Here is a 14,987-nt window from a genome sequence, read left to right on the forward strand (position 1 = left end):
GCCGGTCGCGCACTGTCAGTCGCGCGGCACCGATGACGACCTGACGCGGAGCGTCGGCGCGATGAGCACCTCGCCGGGGTTCTCCTCCGAGAGCAGGAGTTCCGCGGCACGCCGCCCGATCGCCGCGTTGTCCGGGTCGACGGACGTCAGGTCCACTGCCCCGAGCGCCGCCAGGTACGTGTTGTCGTACCCGGTGACCGCGACCGAGCCGGAGAGTCCGCGCTGCCGGACGGCCGCTGTCACGCCGATCGCGGCCAGGTCGTTCACGGCCGTGATCGCCGTCGGCGGTTCGTCCCGGTCGAGCAGCTCGAGGGCCGCTCGGTAGCCGGCGGCCTCGGAGAAGTCGCTCTCGGCGACCAGCCCCCCGTCCAGCGCCCCGTCGAGCCCGTGTTCATGGACCGCGGCACGGAAGGCCTCCGCCCGCCCGGTGGCGACGCGACCCCCGGCTCCGCCCACGTGCCCGATGCACCGGTGCCCGATGTCGACCAGGTGGTCGACGACGAGCCGGATCCCGACCTCGTCGTCCCCGCGGACCGTCGCAGCACCGGCGAGCCGACCGGGTCGGGCGCTGGCGATCACGATGCGGGCAGCGCCCATCACCTGCACGACCCGGTCCATGGTGGGCACCGACCCGACGACGATGAGCCCCGACGGCTGCAGGTCCCCGAGCATGGCGACCGCATCGAGGTCGAGCCGCGGGCGTGAGGAACCGTTCGGCAACACCGCACTGGTCATCAGCCCGAGGCGCCCACCCGCCGCCAGGGAGACCCGCGCCGCGTCGACGACCTCGGCGAGCACGGGGTTCCGGGAGTCTGCGACCAGGATGCCGACGAAGTCATCCCGGGCACCGTTGAGCGAGCGCGCCACGCGGTTCGGCCGGAACCCCAGCGCGTCGGCGGCGTCGAGGATCCGTGCGCGCCGCTCCGGACTGACCGAAGCGGGCGAGCTGAACGCGAGCGAGACGAGCGACTTCGACACCGCGGCACGGTCGGCGACGTCCCGCATGGTCGCGCGCCGCGCCGCCGTGGTGGACCCGTCGTCAGCCATGCTCCACATCTTGCAGCACGGTCACCGCTCGTCGCGACCTGCCCGCTTCGCCTTGCCCTTGATCGTGTCGATGTAGATCGCGCCGGTCGTGACCTCCTCCTCGAGCCGCTCGAGCGACCAACCTCGGGTCTCCGGCACCTGCGTCACGATGAAGGCCAACGCGATCGCACCGATCACGGCGAACAGGAAGAACGTTCCGGTGATGCCGACGCCTTCGATGAGCGACGGCACGTAGAGCGCCAGGACACCGTTCATCAGCCAGCCGGCGAACGCCGCGATCCCGGTCCCGAGGCCGCGCATGTTGAGCGGGAAGATCTCGGCCAACCACACCCAGACCGCGATGTTGAGGCATGACTGCATCGACAGCACGAAGGCGCAGATCAAGAACAGGAGCACGTAGGGGCGGATCGGGTTGCCGTCCGGGATGACCAGGGACGAGACGCCGATCAGGATGTGGCAGGTGGTCGTCAGGGAGAGCCCGAGGATGAACGTCTTCCGGCGGTCGACGCGGTCCATGTTCCGGAGGGCGATGAGCCCGCCGACGACGGCGAGGATGCCCGGGGCGATGTTCGCGATCAGAGCGGCGTTCGCCCCGAACCCGGACTCGATCAGGATGCGCTGGCCGTAGTACATGATCGAGTTGATCCCGGTGACCTGCTGGGCGATCGCGACGCCGCACCCGATCAGGACGATGCGGATGAGCCAACGACTGGAGAGCAGGGCCTTCAGACCGTTCAGGCGGGTCTCGCTCGGCTCCTCGGCCGTCACGCGACGGATCTCCTCGAGTTCGACCTCGGCGCGGCCCTCGTTGCGGACGATCTTGAGGATCGCGAGCGCACGCTCGTCGTGACCGTGCTCGACGAGCCAGCGCGGGGACTCCGGCATCCGGAGCATGCCGATGAACAGTGCGGCGGCCGGGATCGCGCAGATGAAGAACATGACGCGCCACACGCCACCCTCGTCGCCGAGGATGATCCCGATGATCGCGTTGATGACGAACGCCGCGAGCTGCCCGCTGACGATCGCGAGCTCGTTGCGGCCGGTGATCATGCCGCGGATCTCGAGCGGCGCGAGTTCAGCCAGGTACACGGGGACGACGATCGACGCGGCTCCCACCGCCAGGCCGACGGCGATGCGCCCGGCAAGCAGCACCTCGAAGTTCGGCGAGAACACGGCGAGCAGCGTGCCGCAGAAGAAGAAGACCGCCATCGCGAGGATCGTCGAGCGTCGGCCGATGCGGTCGGACACCGGACCGCCGACGAGACCACCGACAGCCGCAGCGAAGACGAGCGACGAGATCACGACCCCGAGCCCGATGTCGTCGAGCCCGAGTTGCGACTGGATCGAGATCTCGGCGCCGTTGCTGACGCCGGTGTCGTAGCCGAACAGGAGCCCCCCGAGGCAGGCGACGACCGAGATGAGGCCGATCCGTTTCCGGTGCGGTCCCGTTGTCAAGGGAGGTAGTTCGAGCGCTTCGCGCGGTTGACCCTGTCCAGACATGTTGACTCCTTCGTCATCGACTCCCGCAGTTATCACTTCGCGGACGGACTGTTCACACGGTAGCAGGCGGTGGTTTTCGTCGCAGGCCGGCCAGTTCTCGATTTGGTGCTTGTGGAGGGGCGAGCGCGTGTCGTATCGTTCGGCGGACAAGTTGTTCGTTGGGTAGTAACCAGCGGATCCAGGCCACCAATGGAGGTGGCAGATGGAGGCCTTCAATGAAGAAAGTCGTCACACGAGCAGCGATCGCTGCCGCGTCAATCGCGCTCCTCGCGGGGTCACTCACCGCGTGCTCGAACGGATCCCAGGCATCGTCGTCGGGAGGCGGCGGATCCGCGACGAACGCGAAGATCGGGCTGCTGCTGCCCGACTCGGTCACGGCACGGTTCGCCAGTGCCGACCGCCCGCTCTTCACCGACCGCATCAAGGAGAAGTGCCCGGACTGCTCGGTGCTCTACCAGAATGCCGGCGGCGATGCGTCGAAGCAGCAACAGCAGGCCCAGGCGATGCTCACGCAGGGCGTCAAGGTGCTCGTCCTCGATGCGTTCGACGGCGAGGCAGCCGCCTCGATCGTCAGCTTGGCGAAGTCGAAGAACGTCCCGGTCATCTCGTACGACCGGCTGATCAACTCGGGCGATGTCAGCGCCTACATCTCCTTCGACAACAACAAGGTCGGCGAACTGCAGGCGACCGCGCTCGTCGATCGGATGAAGGACCTCGGCATCGCAGACGATGCGGGCGTCCTCGAGGTCAACGGCTCGCCGACCGACAACAACGCCTCCCAGTTCAAGGCCGGCGCGCAATCGGTGCTCTCCACCACCAGCTACGACGTCCTCGGCGAGTACGACACCCCCGGTTGGGACCCTGCCAAGGCGCAGAGCTGGGCGGCGGGCCAGATCTCCAAGGTCGGCGTCGACAACATCAAGGGGATCTACGCGGCGAACGACGACACCGCGGGCGGCGTGATCTCCGCGATGCAGGCGGCGGGCGCGACGGATCTCCCGCCCATCACCGGCCAGGATGCGACGCTCGCAGGACTGCAGCGGATCCTCGCCGGCAAGCAGTACATGACCGTCTACAAGGCGTTCAAGCCGGAGGCAGAGGGAGCGGCTGACCTGGCACTGGAACTCGCGGCGGGCAAGAAGGCCTCCACCACGAGCACCGTGAAGACCGCCAGCGGCAAGACCGTGCCGTCGGTGATCCTCACGCCGGTGGCCGTCACCGCGGACAACATCAAGGACACGGTCGTGAAGGACGGACTCTTCACCGCGAAGGACATCTGCACCACGCAGCTCGCCGACGCATGCACGAAGTACGGCATCAAGTGACCCGCAGGGAGGGGGACGCACTTCCGTCTCCCTCCCCTGAAGCCAAGGAGTCCCCCGTGACCATCGCGGAACCCACACCCGTCCCCGTCCAGAAGGACCTGGTGATGTCCCTCCAGGGCATCAGCAAGCGGTTCGGTGCCGTCCAGGCGCTCTCCGGGATCGACTTCGACGTCCACGCGGGCGAAGTCGTCGCCCTCGTCGGCGACAACGGCGCGGGGAAGAGCACCTTCGTCAAGATCCTCGCCGGCGTCTACACCCCGGACGAAGGAACCATCACCTTCGAGGGCGAGCCCGTCCACATCGGTTCGCCGGCGGCTGCGCAGGCGCTCGGGATCGCGACGGTCTTCCAGGACCTCGCACTCGCCGACAACCTCGACGTCGTGTCGAACCTGTTCCTCGGGCGCGAGGTCTCGCACTTCGTCCTCGACGAAGAGGAGATGGAGCGGAAGTCCTGGGAGCTGCTCCGACAGCTCTCGGCTCGGATCCCGTCCGTCCGCATTCCCATCGCGTCGCTCTCCGGCGGTCAGCGGCAGACCGTCGCGATCGCCCGGTCGTTGATCGGCGACCCGAAGATCGTCATCCTCGACGAGCCGACGGCCGCGCTCGGCGTCGCGCAGACCGCCGAGGTCCTGAACCTCGTCGAACGCCTCCGCGACCGCGGCCACGGCGTCGTGCTGATCAGCCACAACCTCGCCGACGTCCGAGCCGTCGCCGACCGCGTCGCAGTGCTCCGCCTCGGCCGCAACAACGGTGACTTCACCGTTGCCGACGTCAGTTACGAGGACATCATCGCCGCGATCACCGGCGCCACCGACAACGCCGTCACCCGTCGCGCCGCCGCGCAATCCGAACGAGAGACAGACCGATGAGCAGCACCCGCCAGAGCAAGCGGCCACGAGGCACCTCTCCGGACCCCGTCACCATGAGCACACCGACCTCCCGCGCCGCAGCAGACCTGCAGGACGAACGGCTGTTGCGCGAAGAAGGCGTTCGCGGCGCGATCACCAGCTTCAGTCGCCGGGTCCGCGCAGGCGACCTGGGAAGTCTCCCGGTCGTGGTGGGGCTCGTCGTCATCTGGGTCGCCTTCGGTCTCTTGACGCCCGGCGGGAGCTTCCTCTACGCGACGAACCTCGTCGACCTGGCCGTCCAGTGCGCCGCGGCCGGCACGATCTCCATCGGGATCGTCCTGGTGCTCCTGCTCGGCGAGATCGACCTCTCGGTCGGTTCCGTCAGTGGTCTCGCCGCAGCGATCCTCGGCGTCGGGCTCACACAGCTGCACTGGCCGCTCATCGCGGTGATCGCAGTCGCACTCGGCGTCGGAGCCCTCATCGGCCTGCTGTACGGCCTCCTGTACACGCGGTTCGGTGTCCCCAGCTTCGTCATCACACTCGCTGGGCTCCTCGCGTTCCTCGGTGTGCAGCTGCTCGTCCTCGGCCAGAACGGCTCGATCAACCTGCCGACGGAGTCCTTCATCGTGCAGTTCGCGCTGTTCTCCTACCTGCCACCCTGGCTCGTCTACGTGCTCGCGGCGCTGGCGGCTGGCGGCACCCTGTTCGCGGACCTCCGGCGAGATGCCCGACGAGCCCGGGCAGGGCTGTCGACGGGCTCGAAGTCGCTCGTCGTCCTCAAGGCGGCGCTGCTGCTCATCGGACTCAGCGCCATCGGTTGGTACCTCTCGACCGACCGCGGCACCGGGACGTCCTTCGTGTTCTTCGTCCTGCTGGTCGTCGTGATGAACTACCTGGTGAAGCGGACGAAGTGGGGCCGGTCGATCTACGCAGTCGGCGGCAACGTCGAAGCGGCCCGCCGGTCCGGCATCAAGGTGCGCCTCGTGTACATCTCGGTGTTCATGCTCTGCTCGGTGTTCGCCGTCATCGGCGGGCTCCTCGCATCGGCACACCTCTCGGCCGCGACGCTGAGTTCGGGTGGCGGCGACGTCAACCTCAACGCGATCGCAGCGGCGGTCATCGGCGGGACCAGCCTCTTCGGTGGACGCGGCAACATCTGGTCCGCACTGCTCGGCGTCATCGTGATCCAGTCGATCGCGAACGGCCTGAACCTGCTGAACTTCGAGGACTACACCCGCTACATCGTCACCGGGGCCGTCCTGCTCCTCGCGGTGATCATCGACTCCCTCTCCCGCCGCTCCCGAGCGAGCCACGGAGCCGCCTGACCGCGCGTGGCCCGAAGACGGGCCGCGGATGGACGGGAGGCCCGGTGCCAGCTGGCACCGGGCCTCCCGTCCGCGCGTCAGCGCTCCGGAGCCTCGGCAGCGATCACCACGCGACGTGCGTCGGTGAGACGCGTTCCCAGAACGCCGACGCGGCGAACCCGGATCAACCCTCGGCTCCGCCTCCAGGATTCGAACCCGGACCTAACGGCACCAAAGGCCGTCGTGCTGCCATTACACCAAGGCGGAACGCACCCGTGGGTGCTCGTCCATCCTCCCATGACCGACGAGGCTGGCCGTCCGCCCCGGGTTCGGCCAAGATGGAGGGATGCCGCACCAGGACGAGGTCGACCGGATCGTCGCGGCGTGGGGTCGTGAGCGTGCCGATCTCGACTTCGGGCCGCTCGAGGTCCTGTCCCGCGTCGACCGGCTCGCGCGGCACCTGGACCGCGCCCGGCGAGCGGCCTTCGACGCCGGTGACATGGAGCCGTGGGAGTTCGACGTGCTGTCCGCCCTGCGGCGTGCGGGTGAGCCGTACGAGCTGAGCCCGAAGACCCTGCTGCAGCAGACCCTGGTGTCGAGCGGCACTATGACGAACCGGGTCGACCGTCTGACGGCGCGTGGGCTCGTGGGGCGTCGGACGGACCCGAAGGACGGCCGCGGCATCCTCGTGTCTCTGACCAGCCAAGGCCGGGTCGCGGTCGACGCTGCCATCGCCGATCTGCTGACGGCGGAGCGGGGCATCCTGTCCGGAGTGTCCGACGCCGAGCAGGACCAGTTGGCCGGGCTGCTCCGGCGGCTCATCCTGGGGCTCGGGGACTAGTCTCCGGCCCATGCACGCGATCACCCTGGCCGTCGGCGACGTCGCACGATCGGCGGACTTCTACCGCGCCTTGCTCGGGATCGAGGGCAGCGGCGTCATCGGCACCGAGTACCCGCCGACCGAGACCGAGGCGGGCGGCACCACGGCGATGTTCACCCTGGACGACGGTCTGATCGTCAGCGTCTACGGACGGGACGACATGGCGAAGGACTCTGGTGTCGCCCTCGCCGACGGCCCCGCGGCGACGATCGGGCACTTCGTCGACAGTCAGGCCGACGCCGAAGCGTTCCTCGACCGGGCCCGGATCGCCGGCGCGACGATGCTCGCGGCGCCGTACACACGGCCGTGGGGCATGTGGTCCGGCTTCTTCCAGGACCCGGACGGCCACCTGTGGGAGGTCGTCGCGAACCCCGGCGGCGGGGCCCCCGAGGACGCGAAGCCAGCGGAGTAGCCCCGCTCAGACCCCGAGCAGCTCCGCGACCTCGAGCCAGCGCTCCTCGAGCTGCTCGATCTCGGCCTCGTGTGCCGCGAGCTTCGCCTGCAACTCCCCGAGCCCGGCGTAGTCCGACTGGTCGTGGGTGGCGAAGTCGTCGAGCAGCTTCTTCCGGTCCGCACCCACCTTCGCGATCTTGCGGTCCAGCGCCGACATCTCCTTCTCGGCCGTCCGACGCTCCGCGCCCGACAAGCCCGAGGCAGCCGCAGCCAACGTGCCGGAACCGGCCGGTGCACTGGACCCGGCCACCGCACCGGCTGAGCCGGTCCCGCCAGCGGTGTCGGGCCTCCCGGCAGACGCGGCGGCAGCCGCAGAAGCGGTCCCGCCACCGGTGCCGGCCGCACGCAGCCGCATGTACTCGTCGACGCCGCCGGGCAGGTGCCGCAGGTGCCCGCCGAGCACGGCGTACTGCTGGTCGGTGACGCGCTCGAGCAAGTACCGGTCGTGGGAGACGACCAGCAGGGTGCCCGGCCAGGTGTCGAGCAGGTCCTCCATGGCGGCGAGCATGTCGGTGTCGAGGTCGTTCGTGGGCTCGTCGAGGATCAGCACGTTCGGCTCGTCGAGCAGGATGAGCATGAGCTGCAGGCGGCGCTTCTGGCCACCGGACAGGTCCTTGACCGGCGTGGAGAGCTGCTCCGCCGTGAAGCCGAGGCGTTCGAGCAGCTGCGCCGGCGTCATCTCCTTGCCGTCCGCGACGTAGCTCGTCTTCTTGCGGGCGACCACCTCGCGCACGCGGTCGTTCGCGAACTGGGCCAGGTCGGCGAGCTGCTGGTCGAGGATCGCGACCTGCACCGTCTTGCCGGTCTTCACCCGGCCGCTCGTCGGCGCGAGCGTGCCCGAGACGAGGTTGAGCAGCGTCGACTTGCCGGCGCCGTTCGGGCCGAGGATGCCGGTCCGCTCCCCCGGTGCGATGCGCCACTCGATGCGGTCGAGGATCTGGGTGCCGTCGAACGAGACGCTGACGTCGAGCAGGTCGACGACGTCCTTGCCGAGGCGGGCGGTCGCCGTCTTCGCCAGCGCGACCGTGTCGCGGATCGGCGGGACGTCGTCGATCAGGGCGTTCGCGGCGTCGATGCGGAACTTCGGCTTGCTCGTCCGCGCCGGTGCGCCGCGGCGCAGCCACGCGAGCTCCTTGCGGGCCAGGTTCTGTCGTCGCTGCTCGCTGGCGGCGGCCTGCCGGTCGCGCTCGACGCGCTGCAGGATGTACGCCGCGTAGCCGCCCTCGAACGGGTCGACGACGCCGTCGTGGACCTCCCACGTGTCGGTCGACACGGCGTCGAGGAACCACCGGTCGTGCGTCACGACCACCATGCCGCCCTGGTTCGACGACCAGCGACGGTTGATGTGCTCGGCGAGCCACTGGATGCCCTCGACGTCCAGGTGGTTCGTGGGCTCGTCGAGGAAGAGGACGTCCCAGTCGCCGACGAGCAGCCGCGCGAGTGCCACGCGGCGGCGCTGGCCACCGGACAGCTCGTCGACGCTGACGTCCCACGGGATGTCCGACACCAGGCCGCCGATGACGTCGCGGATCTTCGGGTCGCCGGCCCACTCGTGCTCTTCGAGGTCGCCGACGACGGTGCTGCCGACGGTCGCGCCCTCGGGCAGGATGTCGCGCTGGTCCAGGTAGCCGACGGTCAGCCCACGGCGGTGCGTGACGCGGCCGTCGTCGGGTTCGAGGCGCTGGGACAGCAGCGCGAGGAGGGTCGACTTGCCGTCGCCGTTGCGTCCGACCACGCCGATCCGGTCCCCCTCGTCGATGCCGAGGGTGACGTTGTCGAAGACGACCTTGGTGGGGAACTCGAGATGCAGGTTCTCGGCGCCGAGGAGATGAGCCACGCGTCAAGGGTAGGCGGCGTGGCGGGGTGGTCGGTGCGGGGCGGTGGGTGGGGTCGGCCGGGGCCGGGGCGGGGCGCGCGGTGCGGGCTTGTTCGAGTGGTGCGAGGTTGACCGCTCGGTGCGAGGTTGTAGCGGCGCACGGAGTGGGCAACCTCGCACCAGCCGACCGACCGCGCACGGTGCGACGGCGCGTCGGCCTGGAGGCGCGGGTCAGCTCGGGCGCACGGTGCGGGCTTCGGCAGGTGGTGCGAGGTTGACCGCTCGGTGCGAGGTTGTAGCGGCGCACGGAGTGGGCAACCTCGCACCAGCCGACGGACCGCGCACGGTGCGCCCGGCGCGACCGCGCACGGTGCGACGGCGCGTCGGCCTGGAGGCCCGGGTCAGCTCCCCGGGGCCGGCGCGGCTCCGGCAGTCAGGTACGTCAGCTCGCGGGAGCGGCGTCGCCCTCGCCGGCGGCTTCCTTGGCGCGCTTCAGGCGAGCCTGCGCCTCCCAGTACTCGATCTCGCGCTCGAGTTCGGCGAGCTCCTGCTCCGTGCCGCTGATGCGCTTGGCGCCGTGGGCGTTGCGGGCATCGCCGAGGGTGGCGTACCGGTCCTCGTGACGGGCGGGCTCGATGTAGCGGCCGTGGTTCCGCTCACCCGGGGCCCAGTCGTGGCCGATGGCGAACCAGACGATGCTGCCGACGACGGGGACCAGGATCACGAGGATCACCCACGCGATCTTCGGGAGTCCGCGGATCTGGTCGTCGTTCTTCGTCAGGATGTCGATCAGGGCGAAGACCAGCAGGATGACGGTGATCCCGGGCAGCAGAACGCTCATGTTCGCGATTCTATGGATCCGCTTGGAGTCTCACCATTCCCCGAACGAGCGTCGCGGTTGCGAAGGTGCACAGGGTCGGCGTCCTATAGGGCGGCGACCCACTCGTCCGTGCCGTCAGTGAACCGCTGGTGCTTCCAGATCGGCACCCGCTCCTTCACCAGGTCGACCAGCTCCCCGCACGCTGCGAACGCCTGCGCCCGGTGCGACGACGCCACCGCTGCGGCGAGCGCGACGTCCCCGATGCCGAGCGACCCGACGCGGTGCAGCACGGCGATCCGGACGTCGGGGTGGGCGTCGGCGACGGTGCGGGCGACCTCGGCGATGACGTCGCCAGCGCTGGGGTGCCGCTCGTAGTCGAGCGCGGTGACACCCTTGCCACCGTCGTGGTCGCGGACGACGCCAGCGAAGGTGACGACGGCGCCGTCCTGGTCGGTGGCGACGACGGCGGAGACCTCGTCGACGGTGATCCCCCGGTCGACGACGTCGGCGAGGACGACGCGCGCGTCCGGGGACGGCGCCGGCGCCGGCGACGCGGTCATGACGCGCTCCGCGGCGCGTGGCCCTCGCCGTGCACCTGCGCGAGCACGTGCTCGACCAATCCGTCGAGCACGGCCAGTCCGTCCGCCACCCCGCCGCGCGACCCGGGCAGCGTGACGATCAGGGATCCGCCGGTGCTGATGCCGGCGATGCCGCGGCTCAGCAGTGCGGTCGGACCGGCCCCCGCGAGCCCGCGACGACGGACCTCTTCGAGGACACCCGGCAGCTCCAGGTCGATGAGGGGCGCGACGGCCTCGGGCGTCCGGTCGGTCGGGGTGACGCCGGTGCCCCCGGTCGTGATGACGATCCGGGCCCCGGCCAGCAGTTCGGCGGTCACGGTCTCGGTGATCGCCCCGCCGTCGGGGACGATCACGGGCTCGGCGACGGTGAAGTCCCGCTCGCGCAGCCACCCCGCGATGACGGGCCCGGTGCGGTCGAGTGCCGGATCGGCGGCGGCCTGCGTGGACACCACCACGACGGCGGCACGGCCCCTGGTCGGCTGCGAGGTCATCGGTTGCTCCAGTCTCCGGACCGACCGCCGTGCTTCTCGAGCACTCGGACGTCCGTGATCGAGGCCGCCCGGTCGACGGCCTTCACCATGTCGTACACGGTCAGCGCGGCGACGCTCGCGCCGGTCAGCGCTTCCATCTCGACGCCGGTGCGCGAGGTCGTGCGGACCGAGACCTCGATCAGCACGCGGTCGTCGGCACCGGTGATGTCGACCTGCACCCCGGCGATGGGGAGCGGGTGGCAGAGCGGGATGAGGTCGGAGGTCTTCTTCACGGCCATGATCGCGGCGATGCGGGCGGTGCCGATGACCTCGCCCTTCGGCAGGGAGCCGTCGAGGATGTGAGCGACGACGTCGGGTCGGGTGACGAGCGTGGCGGTGGCGGTCGCCGAGCGGTCGGTGACGTCCTTTGCGGACACGTCGACCATGTGCGCGGAGCCGTCGGCGCGCACGTGCGACAGCTCGGCCGCGTCGGACGGATTGACCTGATCGGACGTGGCGGTGGGTTCGGTCATCGGAGACTCCAGACGGTCAGGACGTCACCGGGTTCGACGGCGTCGACCCCCACCGGGACGTGGACGAGGTGCGTGGCGGCGGCGTAGTGCGCGAGCAGGTGGGAACTCGGTCCGCCCACGAAGTGGACGACCCCGTCGGCCACCCGTCCACGCCGAACCTGGTGCTTGCCACCCGGTGACTGCGCAGCCGAAGCAGCGGGCAGGTGCAGCACGGGGCGGTCGGCCGGCAGCCCGACGAGGGGTGCGAGCAGCGGACGGAGGAAGACCTCGAACGAGACGAGCGCCGACACCGGGTTGCCGGGGAACGACACCACCGGCACCGGTCGACCGGCGAGCTCCACGCTGCCGAACGCCTGCGGCCCGCCGGGCTGCATCGCGACCGGGGTGACGGCGAGCCCGCGTTGTTCGAGTGCCTGCCGCACGACCTCGTACGCACCGGCACTGATGCCCCCGGTGGTGAGCACGAGGTCGGCCCAGTCCCCCACGGCGTCGTCGAGCGCGGTGACGAACGCGTCGACGTCGTCGGGGACCCGGACCGTACGGGACGAAGCACCGACCTCGGCGAGCGCCGCCTGCAGCGCGATGCCGTTCGCGTCGCCGATCGTCGCCGCGTCGGTGTCGGCTCCCTGCAGCTCGGACCCCGTCGAGACCACGAGCACCCGCAGGGGTCGACGGACCTGCACGGTGGACACACCGGCGGACGCGAGCGCGCCGAGCAGGGCTGGGGTGATCGGCGCACCGGTCGGAGCGATCGACGCACCGAGGGCCAGGTCGCTGCCGGTCGCTCGCACGAAGGTGCCCGGCACGAGGTCGGCGGGCACCGGGACGTGCCCGAGGTCGAGCGCAGCAGGGAAGGACCCCGGCGACGTGGCCTCCACCGGGAAGACGGCATCGGCACCGTCGGGGATCCGCGCGCCGGTCATGATCGGTGCCGCTGTGCCGGCGGAGAGCGGTGCGGGCACGACCCCGGCGGGGATGGGCACGACGACCCGGACGTCCTGCCCGGCATCGGCCACCCGGACCGCGAAGCCGTCCATCTGACTGTTGTCGAAGGGCGGCAACGGGACCGGTGAGGCGACGGGTGCAGCGAGCACGCGGTGCCCGTGACCGGCACGGCCGTCGACGGCCAGGTCGTCGATCCGCCACGACGCACCCCCGAGGCCCGCCAGGACCGGCGCGAGCAGCGCTGCCAGGTCGTCGCGGTGCTGACCGATCGTTCGCACAGGTGCCTCCGAACAGGGATGGTGTCGCCGCTCCCGGTTCGTCCGGGGCCGGCGTCAGTAGCGTATCCAGCGCGCAGACCGCGCCGACGACCTTTCGGAGGACCTGTGGAGAACGACGAAGCCGTGACGATCGGTGTCATCGGGGGCTCCGGCCTCTACCAGCTGTTCGAGGAGGGGACCGCCGAGGAACTGGACGTGCCGACGCCGTTCGGCCCGACATCGAGCCCGATCAGCATCGGCACGATGTCCGGACGTCGGGTCGCGTTCCTCACCCGGCACGGTCGTGAGCACTCCGTCGCGCCGCACCGCATCAACCACCGCGCGAACCTCTGGGCGCTCCGCTCCCTGGGCGTCCGGGCGATCGTGTCCTCGAGCGCCGTCGGTGGTCTGCACCCCGACTACGCCCCGGGCACCTTCGTCGTGACCGACCAGCTCATCGACCGCACCTTCGGCCGCGCGGACACGTTCTTCGAGGAGGACGTCCAGCACCTGTCGTTCGCCGACCCGTTCGACCCGACGCTGCGCCGCGCGGCCGTCGACGCGATCGCAGCACTCGATGTGCCGTTCCGTCCGACCGGCACGTGCGTGGTCATCCAGGGCCCCCGCTTCTCGACGCGCGCCGAGTCCGTCTGGCTGCGCGAGGCCGGCGGCCACACCATCAACATGACGATGACCCCGGAGGTCCCGCTCGCCGCCGAGCTCGGCATCGCGACGGTCAACCTGTCGTTCGTCACCGACGCCGACGCCGGCCTGGCCCCGACCGAGGACGAAGCCGCAGCCGCAGCCGCCCACGCGGCCACGGCGGACGCAGCGGCCACGGCGGGCACAGCGGCCACGGGCGACGCAGCCGACGACGCCGGCGCCCCTGTCACCCACGCCCTCGTGATGGAGCGTCTCGCCCGCGCGAACGAGGTGATCGTCCGCGCCATCGGCGGGATCGTCGGCGCGATCCCCGCCGACTTCACGCCGCGCGAACTCGTCCCGGCGAGCGCCAGCGCCAGCATCATGCAGACCCAGCCCACCGCCGCGACCACGGGACCCACCGCATGACCCGCCTGCTCGTCACCGGCGGCGCCGGCTTCATCGGCTCCGCGATCGTCCGCCGCGCGCTGGCCGACGGCCACGAGGTCCGCGTCCTCGACTCCCTCCGCGACGACGTCCACGGCGACGCCGGCGAGGTCGTGCGCGCGCACCAGCAGCAGGGCATCGAGTTCGTGCACGGCGACGTCCGCGACCGGGTCTCGCTCGACGCCGCGCTCGACGGCGTCGACGTCGTCTGCCACCAGGCCGCCAAGGTCGGCCTCGGCGTCGACTTCCAGGACGCCCCCGACTACGTCTCGTCGAACGACGCCGGCACCGCGTACGTCCTCGCCGGCATGGACCGGCACGACATCGGCCGACTCGTCGTCGCGAGCTCGATGGTCGTCTACGGCGAGGGCGCGTACACGACGTCCGACGGCGAGTCCGTCCGGCCGCCGGCCCGCCGTCGCGAGGACCTCGACGCCGGTCGCTTCGACCCGATCGGCGCGGACGGTCACCCCCTGCTGCCCGGACTGATCGACGAGTCCGCCGCGCTCGACCCCCGCAACGTGTACGCGCAGACGAAGGTCGCGCAGGAGCACCTGGCCTCGAGCTGGGCGCGCGCGACGGGCGGCCGGGCGATCGCGCTCCGCTACCACAACGTCTACGGGCCCGGCATGCCCGCGAACACCCCCTACGCCGGTGTCGCCTCACTGTTCCGCTCGGCGCTGGCCCGCGGCGAGGCCCCCCGCGTCTTCGAGGACGGCGCCCAGCGTCGTGACTTCGTGCACGTCGACGACGTCGCCGGAGCGAACGCCGCCTCGATCGCCGCGACCGCCGACCTGCCCGCCGACTCGTTCCGCGCGTACAACGTCGGGTCCGGCGTCGTGCACACGATCGGCGACATGGCCGCTGCGATCGCGGGCCCCGACGGCCCGCAGCCGATCGTCACGGGCGAGTACCGCCTGGGCGACGTCCGGCACGTCACGGCGAGTTCGGACCGCATCGCCGCCGAGCTCGGCTGGCGCGCCGAGGTCGACTTCGCGGCCGGCATGCGCGACTTCGCGACCGCTCCCCTCCGGAGCGCCGTCCACTAGCCCCACTTCGTGAGCAGGAATGGTCGGGTCGGCGGACGAGACCCGACCATTTCTGCTCACGAAGCGCGCGCAC

General features: G+C 70.7%; 15 protein-coding genes and 1 tRNA gene. 7 read left to right on the forward strand and 9 right to left on the reverse strand.

Features of this window, described 5'->3' with window-relative positions:
- Positions 1-15: 15 nt before the first annotated feature.
- Both ACIPV1_RS12390 and ACIPV1_RS12395 read right to left on the reverse strand, forming a co-directional pair.
- Positions 16-1,047 (reverse strand): LacI family DNA-binding transcriptional regulator, encoded by a 1,032-nt coding sequence (locus ACIPV1_RS12390; protein WP_402726503.1) that lies wholly within the window; start codon positions 1,045-1,047, stop codon positions 16-18.
- Positions 1,048-1,068: 21 nt separating this feature from the next.
- Positions 1,069-2,547 (reverse strand): sugar porter family MFS transporter, encoded by a 1,479-nt coding sequence (locus ACIPV1_RS12395; protein ID WP_402726504.1) that lies wholly within the window; start codon positions 2,545-2,547, stop codon positions 1,069-1,071.
- A 215-nt stretch (positions 2,548-2,762) separates the two neighbouring features.
- On the opposite strand from ACIPV1_RS12395, the gene ACIPV1_RS12400 reads away from it, so the two are divergent.
- The 3 genes from ACIPV1_RS12400 to ACIPV1_RS12410 all read left to right on the forward strand — a co-directional run bounded on the left by ACIPV1_RS12400 (position 2,763) and on the right by ACIPV1_RS12410 (position 6,045).
- Entirely contained in the window at positions 2,763-3,872 is a 1,110-nt protein-coding gene (locus ACIPV1_RS12400) for a substrate-binding domain-containing protein (protein ID WP_402726505.1), read from the forward strand.
- A gap of 104 nt (positions 3,873-3,976) precedes the next feature.
- Positions 3,977-4,741 carry an ATP-binding cassette domain-containing protein gene (locus ACIPV1_RS12405; RefSeq protein ID WP_131847029.1) on the forward strand — a complete coding sequence of 255 codons (765 nt, stop codon included), beginning with the start codon at positions 3,977-3,979 and terminating at the stop codon, positions 4,739-4,741.
- Between the two features lie 53 nt (positions 4,742-4,794).
- A complete protein-coding gene (locus ACIPV1_RS12410; RefSeq protein WP_131846981.1) occupies positions 4,795-6,045 on the forward strand; it encodes a sugar ABC transporter permease in 1,251 nt (416 codons plus the stop codon).
- A 174-nt stretch (positions 6,046-6,219) separates the two neighbouring features.
- On the opposite strand, the gene ACIPV1_RS12415 is transcribed toward ACIPV1_RS12410, so the two are convergent.
- Positions 6,220-6,291 (reverse strand) — tRNA-Gln (locus ACIPV1_RS12415).
- Positions 6,292-6,370: 79 nt separating this feature from the next.
- On the opposite strand from ACIPV1_RS12415, the gene ACIPV1_RS12420 reads away from it, so the two are divergent.
- Positions 6,371-6,865: a MarR family winged helix-turn-helix transcriptional regulator gene (locus tag ACIPV1_RS12420; protein WP_402726506.1), complete on the forward strand. Its 495-nt coding sequence runs from the start codon at positions 6,371-6,373 to the stop codon at positions 6,863-6,865.
- A 10-nt stretch (positions 6,866-6,875) separates the two neighbouring features.
- Positions 6,876-7,316 (forward strand): VOC family protein, encoded by a 441-nt coding sequence (locus ACIPV1_RS12425; RefSeq protein WP_402726507.1) that lies wholly within the window; start codon positions 6,876-6,878, stop codon positions 7,314-7,316.
- Between the two features lie 6 nt (positions 7,317-7,322).
- Here ACIPV1_RS12425 and ACIPV1_RS12430 read toward each other — a convergent pair whose 3' ends face one another.
- From ACIPV1_RS12430 to glp, 6 genes are all read right to left on the reverse strand, one after another.
- A complete protein-coding gene (locus ACIPV1_RS12430; RefSeq protein WP_402726508.1) occupies positions 7,323-9,194 on the reverse strand; it encodes an ABC-F family ATP-binding cassette domain-containing protein in 1,872 nt (623 codons plus the stop codon).
- A 421-nt stretch (positions 9,195-9,615) separates the two neighbouring features.
- Positions 9,616-10,014, reverse strand: coding sequence for a PLDc N-terminal domain-containing protein (locus ACIPV1_RS12435; RefSeq protein WP_131846979.1), 399 nt, complete (start codon positions 10,012-10,014; stop codon positions 9,616-9,618).
- An 83-nt stretch (positions 10,015-10,097) separates the two neighbouring features.
- On the reverse strand, positions 10,098-10,553 hold the full coding sequence (locus ACIPV1_RS12440; RefSeq protein WP_402726509.1) for a molybdenum cofactor biosynthesis protein MoaE: 456 nt from the start codon (positions 10,551-10,553) through the stop codon (positions 10,098-10,100).
- Positions 10,550-11,062 carry a molybdopterin-binding protein gene (locus ACIPV1_RS12445; RefSeq protein WP_123937576.1) on the reverse strand — a complete coding sequence of 171 codons (513 nt, stop codon included), beginning with the start codon at positions 11,060-11,062 and terminating at the stop codon, positions 10,550-10,552. Before ACIPV1_RS12445 ends, ACIPV1_RS12440 begins: the two co-directional genes overlap by 4 nt.
- Positions 11,059-11,574: a cyclic pyranopterin monophosphate synthase MoaC gene (gene moaC / locus ACIPV1_RS12450; protein WP_131921220.1), complete on the reverse strand. Its 516-nt coding sequence runs from the start codon at positions 11,572-11,574 to the stop codon at positions 11,059-11,061. The genes ACIPV1_RS12445 and moaC overlap by 4 nt, the downstream gene beginning before the upstream one ends.
- On the reverse strand, positions 11,571-12,797 hold the full coding sequence (glp, locus tag ACIPV1_RS12455; RefSeq protein ID WP_402726510.1) for a gephyrin-like molybdotransferase Glp: 1,227 nt from the start codon (positions 12,795-12,797) through the stop codon (positions 11,571-11,573). Before glp ends, moaC begins: the two co-directional genes overlap by 4 nt.
- A 105-nt stretch (positions 12,798-12,902) precedes the next feature.
- Here glp and ACIPV1_RS12460 point away from each other — a divergent pair, with 105 nt between their 5' ends.
- A complete protein-coding gene (locus ACIPV1_RS12460; RefSeq protein WP_248704707.1) occupies positions 12,903-13,847 on the forward strand; it encodes an MTAP family purine nucleoside phosphorylase in 945 nt (314 codons plus the stop codon).
- A complete protein-coding gene (locus ACIPV1_RS12465) occupies positions 13,844-14,914 on the forward strand; it encodes an NAD-dependent epimerase/dehydratase family protein (protein WP_402726511.1) in 1,071 nt (356 codons plus the stop codon). Before ACIPV1_RS12460 ends, ACIPV1_RS12465 begins: the two co-directional genes overlap by 4 nt.
- Positions 14,915-14,987 lie beyond the last annotated feature (73 nt).

Origin of the sequence: Curtobacterium sp. NPDC089991 (assembly GCF_044748425.1) — a bacterium.
In the GTDB taxonomy this organism is placed as follows: domain Bacteria; phylum Actinomycetota; class Actinomycetes; order Actinomycetales; family Microbacteriaceae; genus Curtobacterium.

What these genes read in the sequence shown, in the direction of transcription:
- ACIPV1_RS12465 (WP_402726511.1), top strand. Translation starts at nt 13,844, where the DNA reads ATGACCCGCCTGCTCGTCACCGGCGGCGCCGGCTTCATCGGCTCCGCG.
- ACIPV1_RS12405 (WP_131847029.1), top strand. Translation starts at nt 3,977, where the DNA reads ATGTCCCTCCAGGGCATCAGCAAGCGGTTCGGTGCCGTCCAGGCGCTC.
- ACIPV1_RS12400 (WP_402726505.1), top strand. Translation starts at nt 2,763, where the DNA reads ATGAAGAAAGTCGTCACACGAGCAGCGATCGCTGCCGCGTCAATCGCG.
- ACIPV1_RS12435 (WP_131846979.1), bottom strand. Translation starts at nt 10,014, where the DNA reads ATGAGCGTTCTGCTGCCCGGGATCACCGTCATCCTGCTGGTCTTCGCC.
- ACIPV1_RS12410 (WP_131846981.1), top strand. Translation starts at nt 4,795, where the DNA reads ATGAGCACACCGACCTCCCGCGCCGCAGCAGACCTGCAGGACGAACGG.
- ACIPV1_RS12390 (WP_402726503.1), bottom strand. Translation starts at nt 1,047, where the DNA reads ATGGCTGACGACGGGTCCACCACGGCGGCGCGGCGCGCGACCATGCGG.
- moaC (WP_131921220.1), bottom strand. Translation starts at nt 11,574, where the DNA reads ATGACCGAACCCACCGCCACGTCCGATCAGGTCAATCCGTCCGACGCG.
- ACIPV1_RS12395 (WP_402726504.1), bottom strand. Translation starts at nt 2,547, where the DNA reads ATGTCTGGACAGGGTCAACCGCGCGAAGCGCTCGAACTACCTCCCTTG.
- ACIPV1_RS12445 (WP_123937576.1), bottom strand. Translation starts at nt 11,062, where the DNA reads ATGACCTCGCAGCCGACCAGGGGCCGTGCCGCCGTCGTGGTGGTGTCC.
- ACIPV1_RS12440 (WP_402726509.1), bottom strand. Translation starts at nt 10,553, where the DNA reads ATGACCGCGTCGCCGGCGCCGGCGCCGTCCCCGGACGCGCGCGTCGTC.
- ACIPV1_RS12420 (WP_402726506.1), top strand. Translation starts at nt 6,371, where the DNA reads ATGCCGCACCAGGACGAGGTCGACCGGATCGTCGCGGCGTGGGGTCGT.
- ACIPV1_RS12425 (WP_402726507.1), top strand. Translation starts at nt 6,876, where the DNA reads ATGCACGCGATCACCCTGGCCGTCGGCGACGTCGCACGATCGGCGGAC.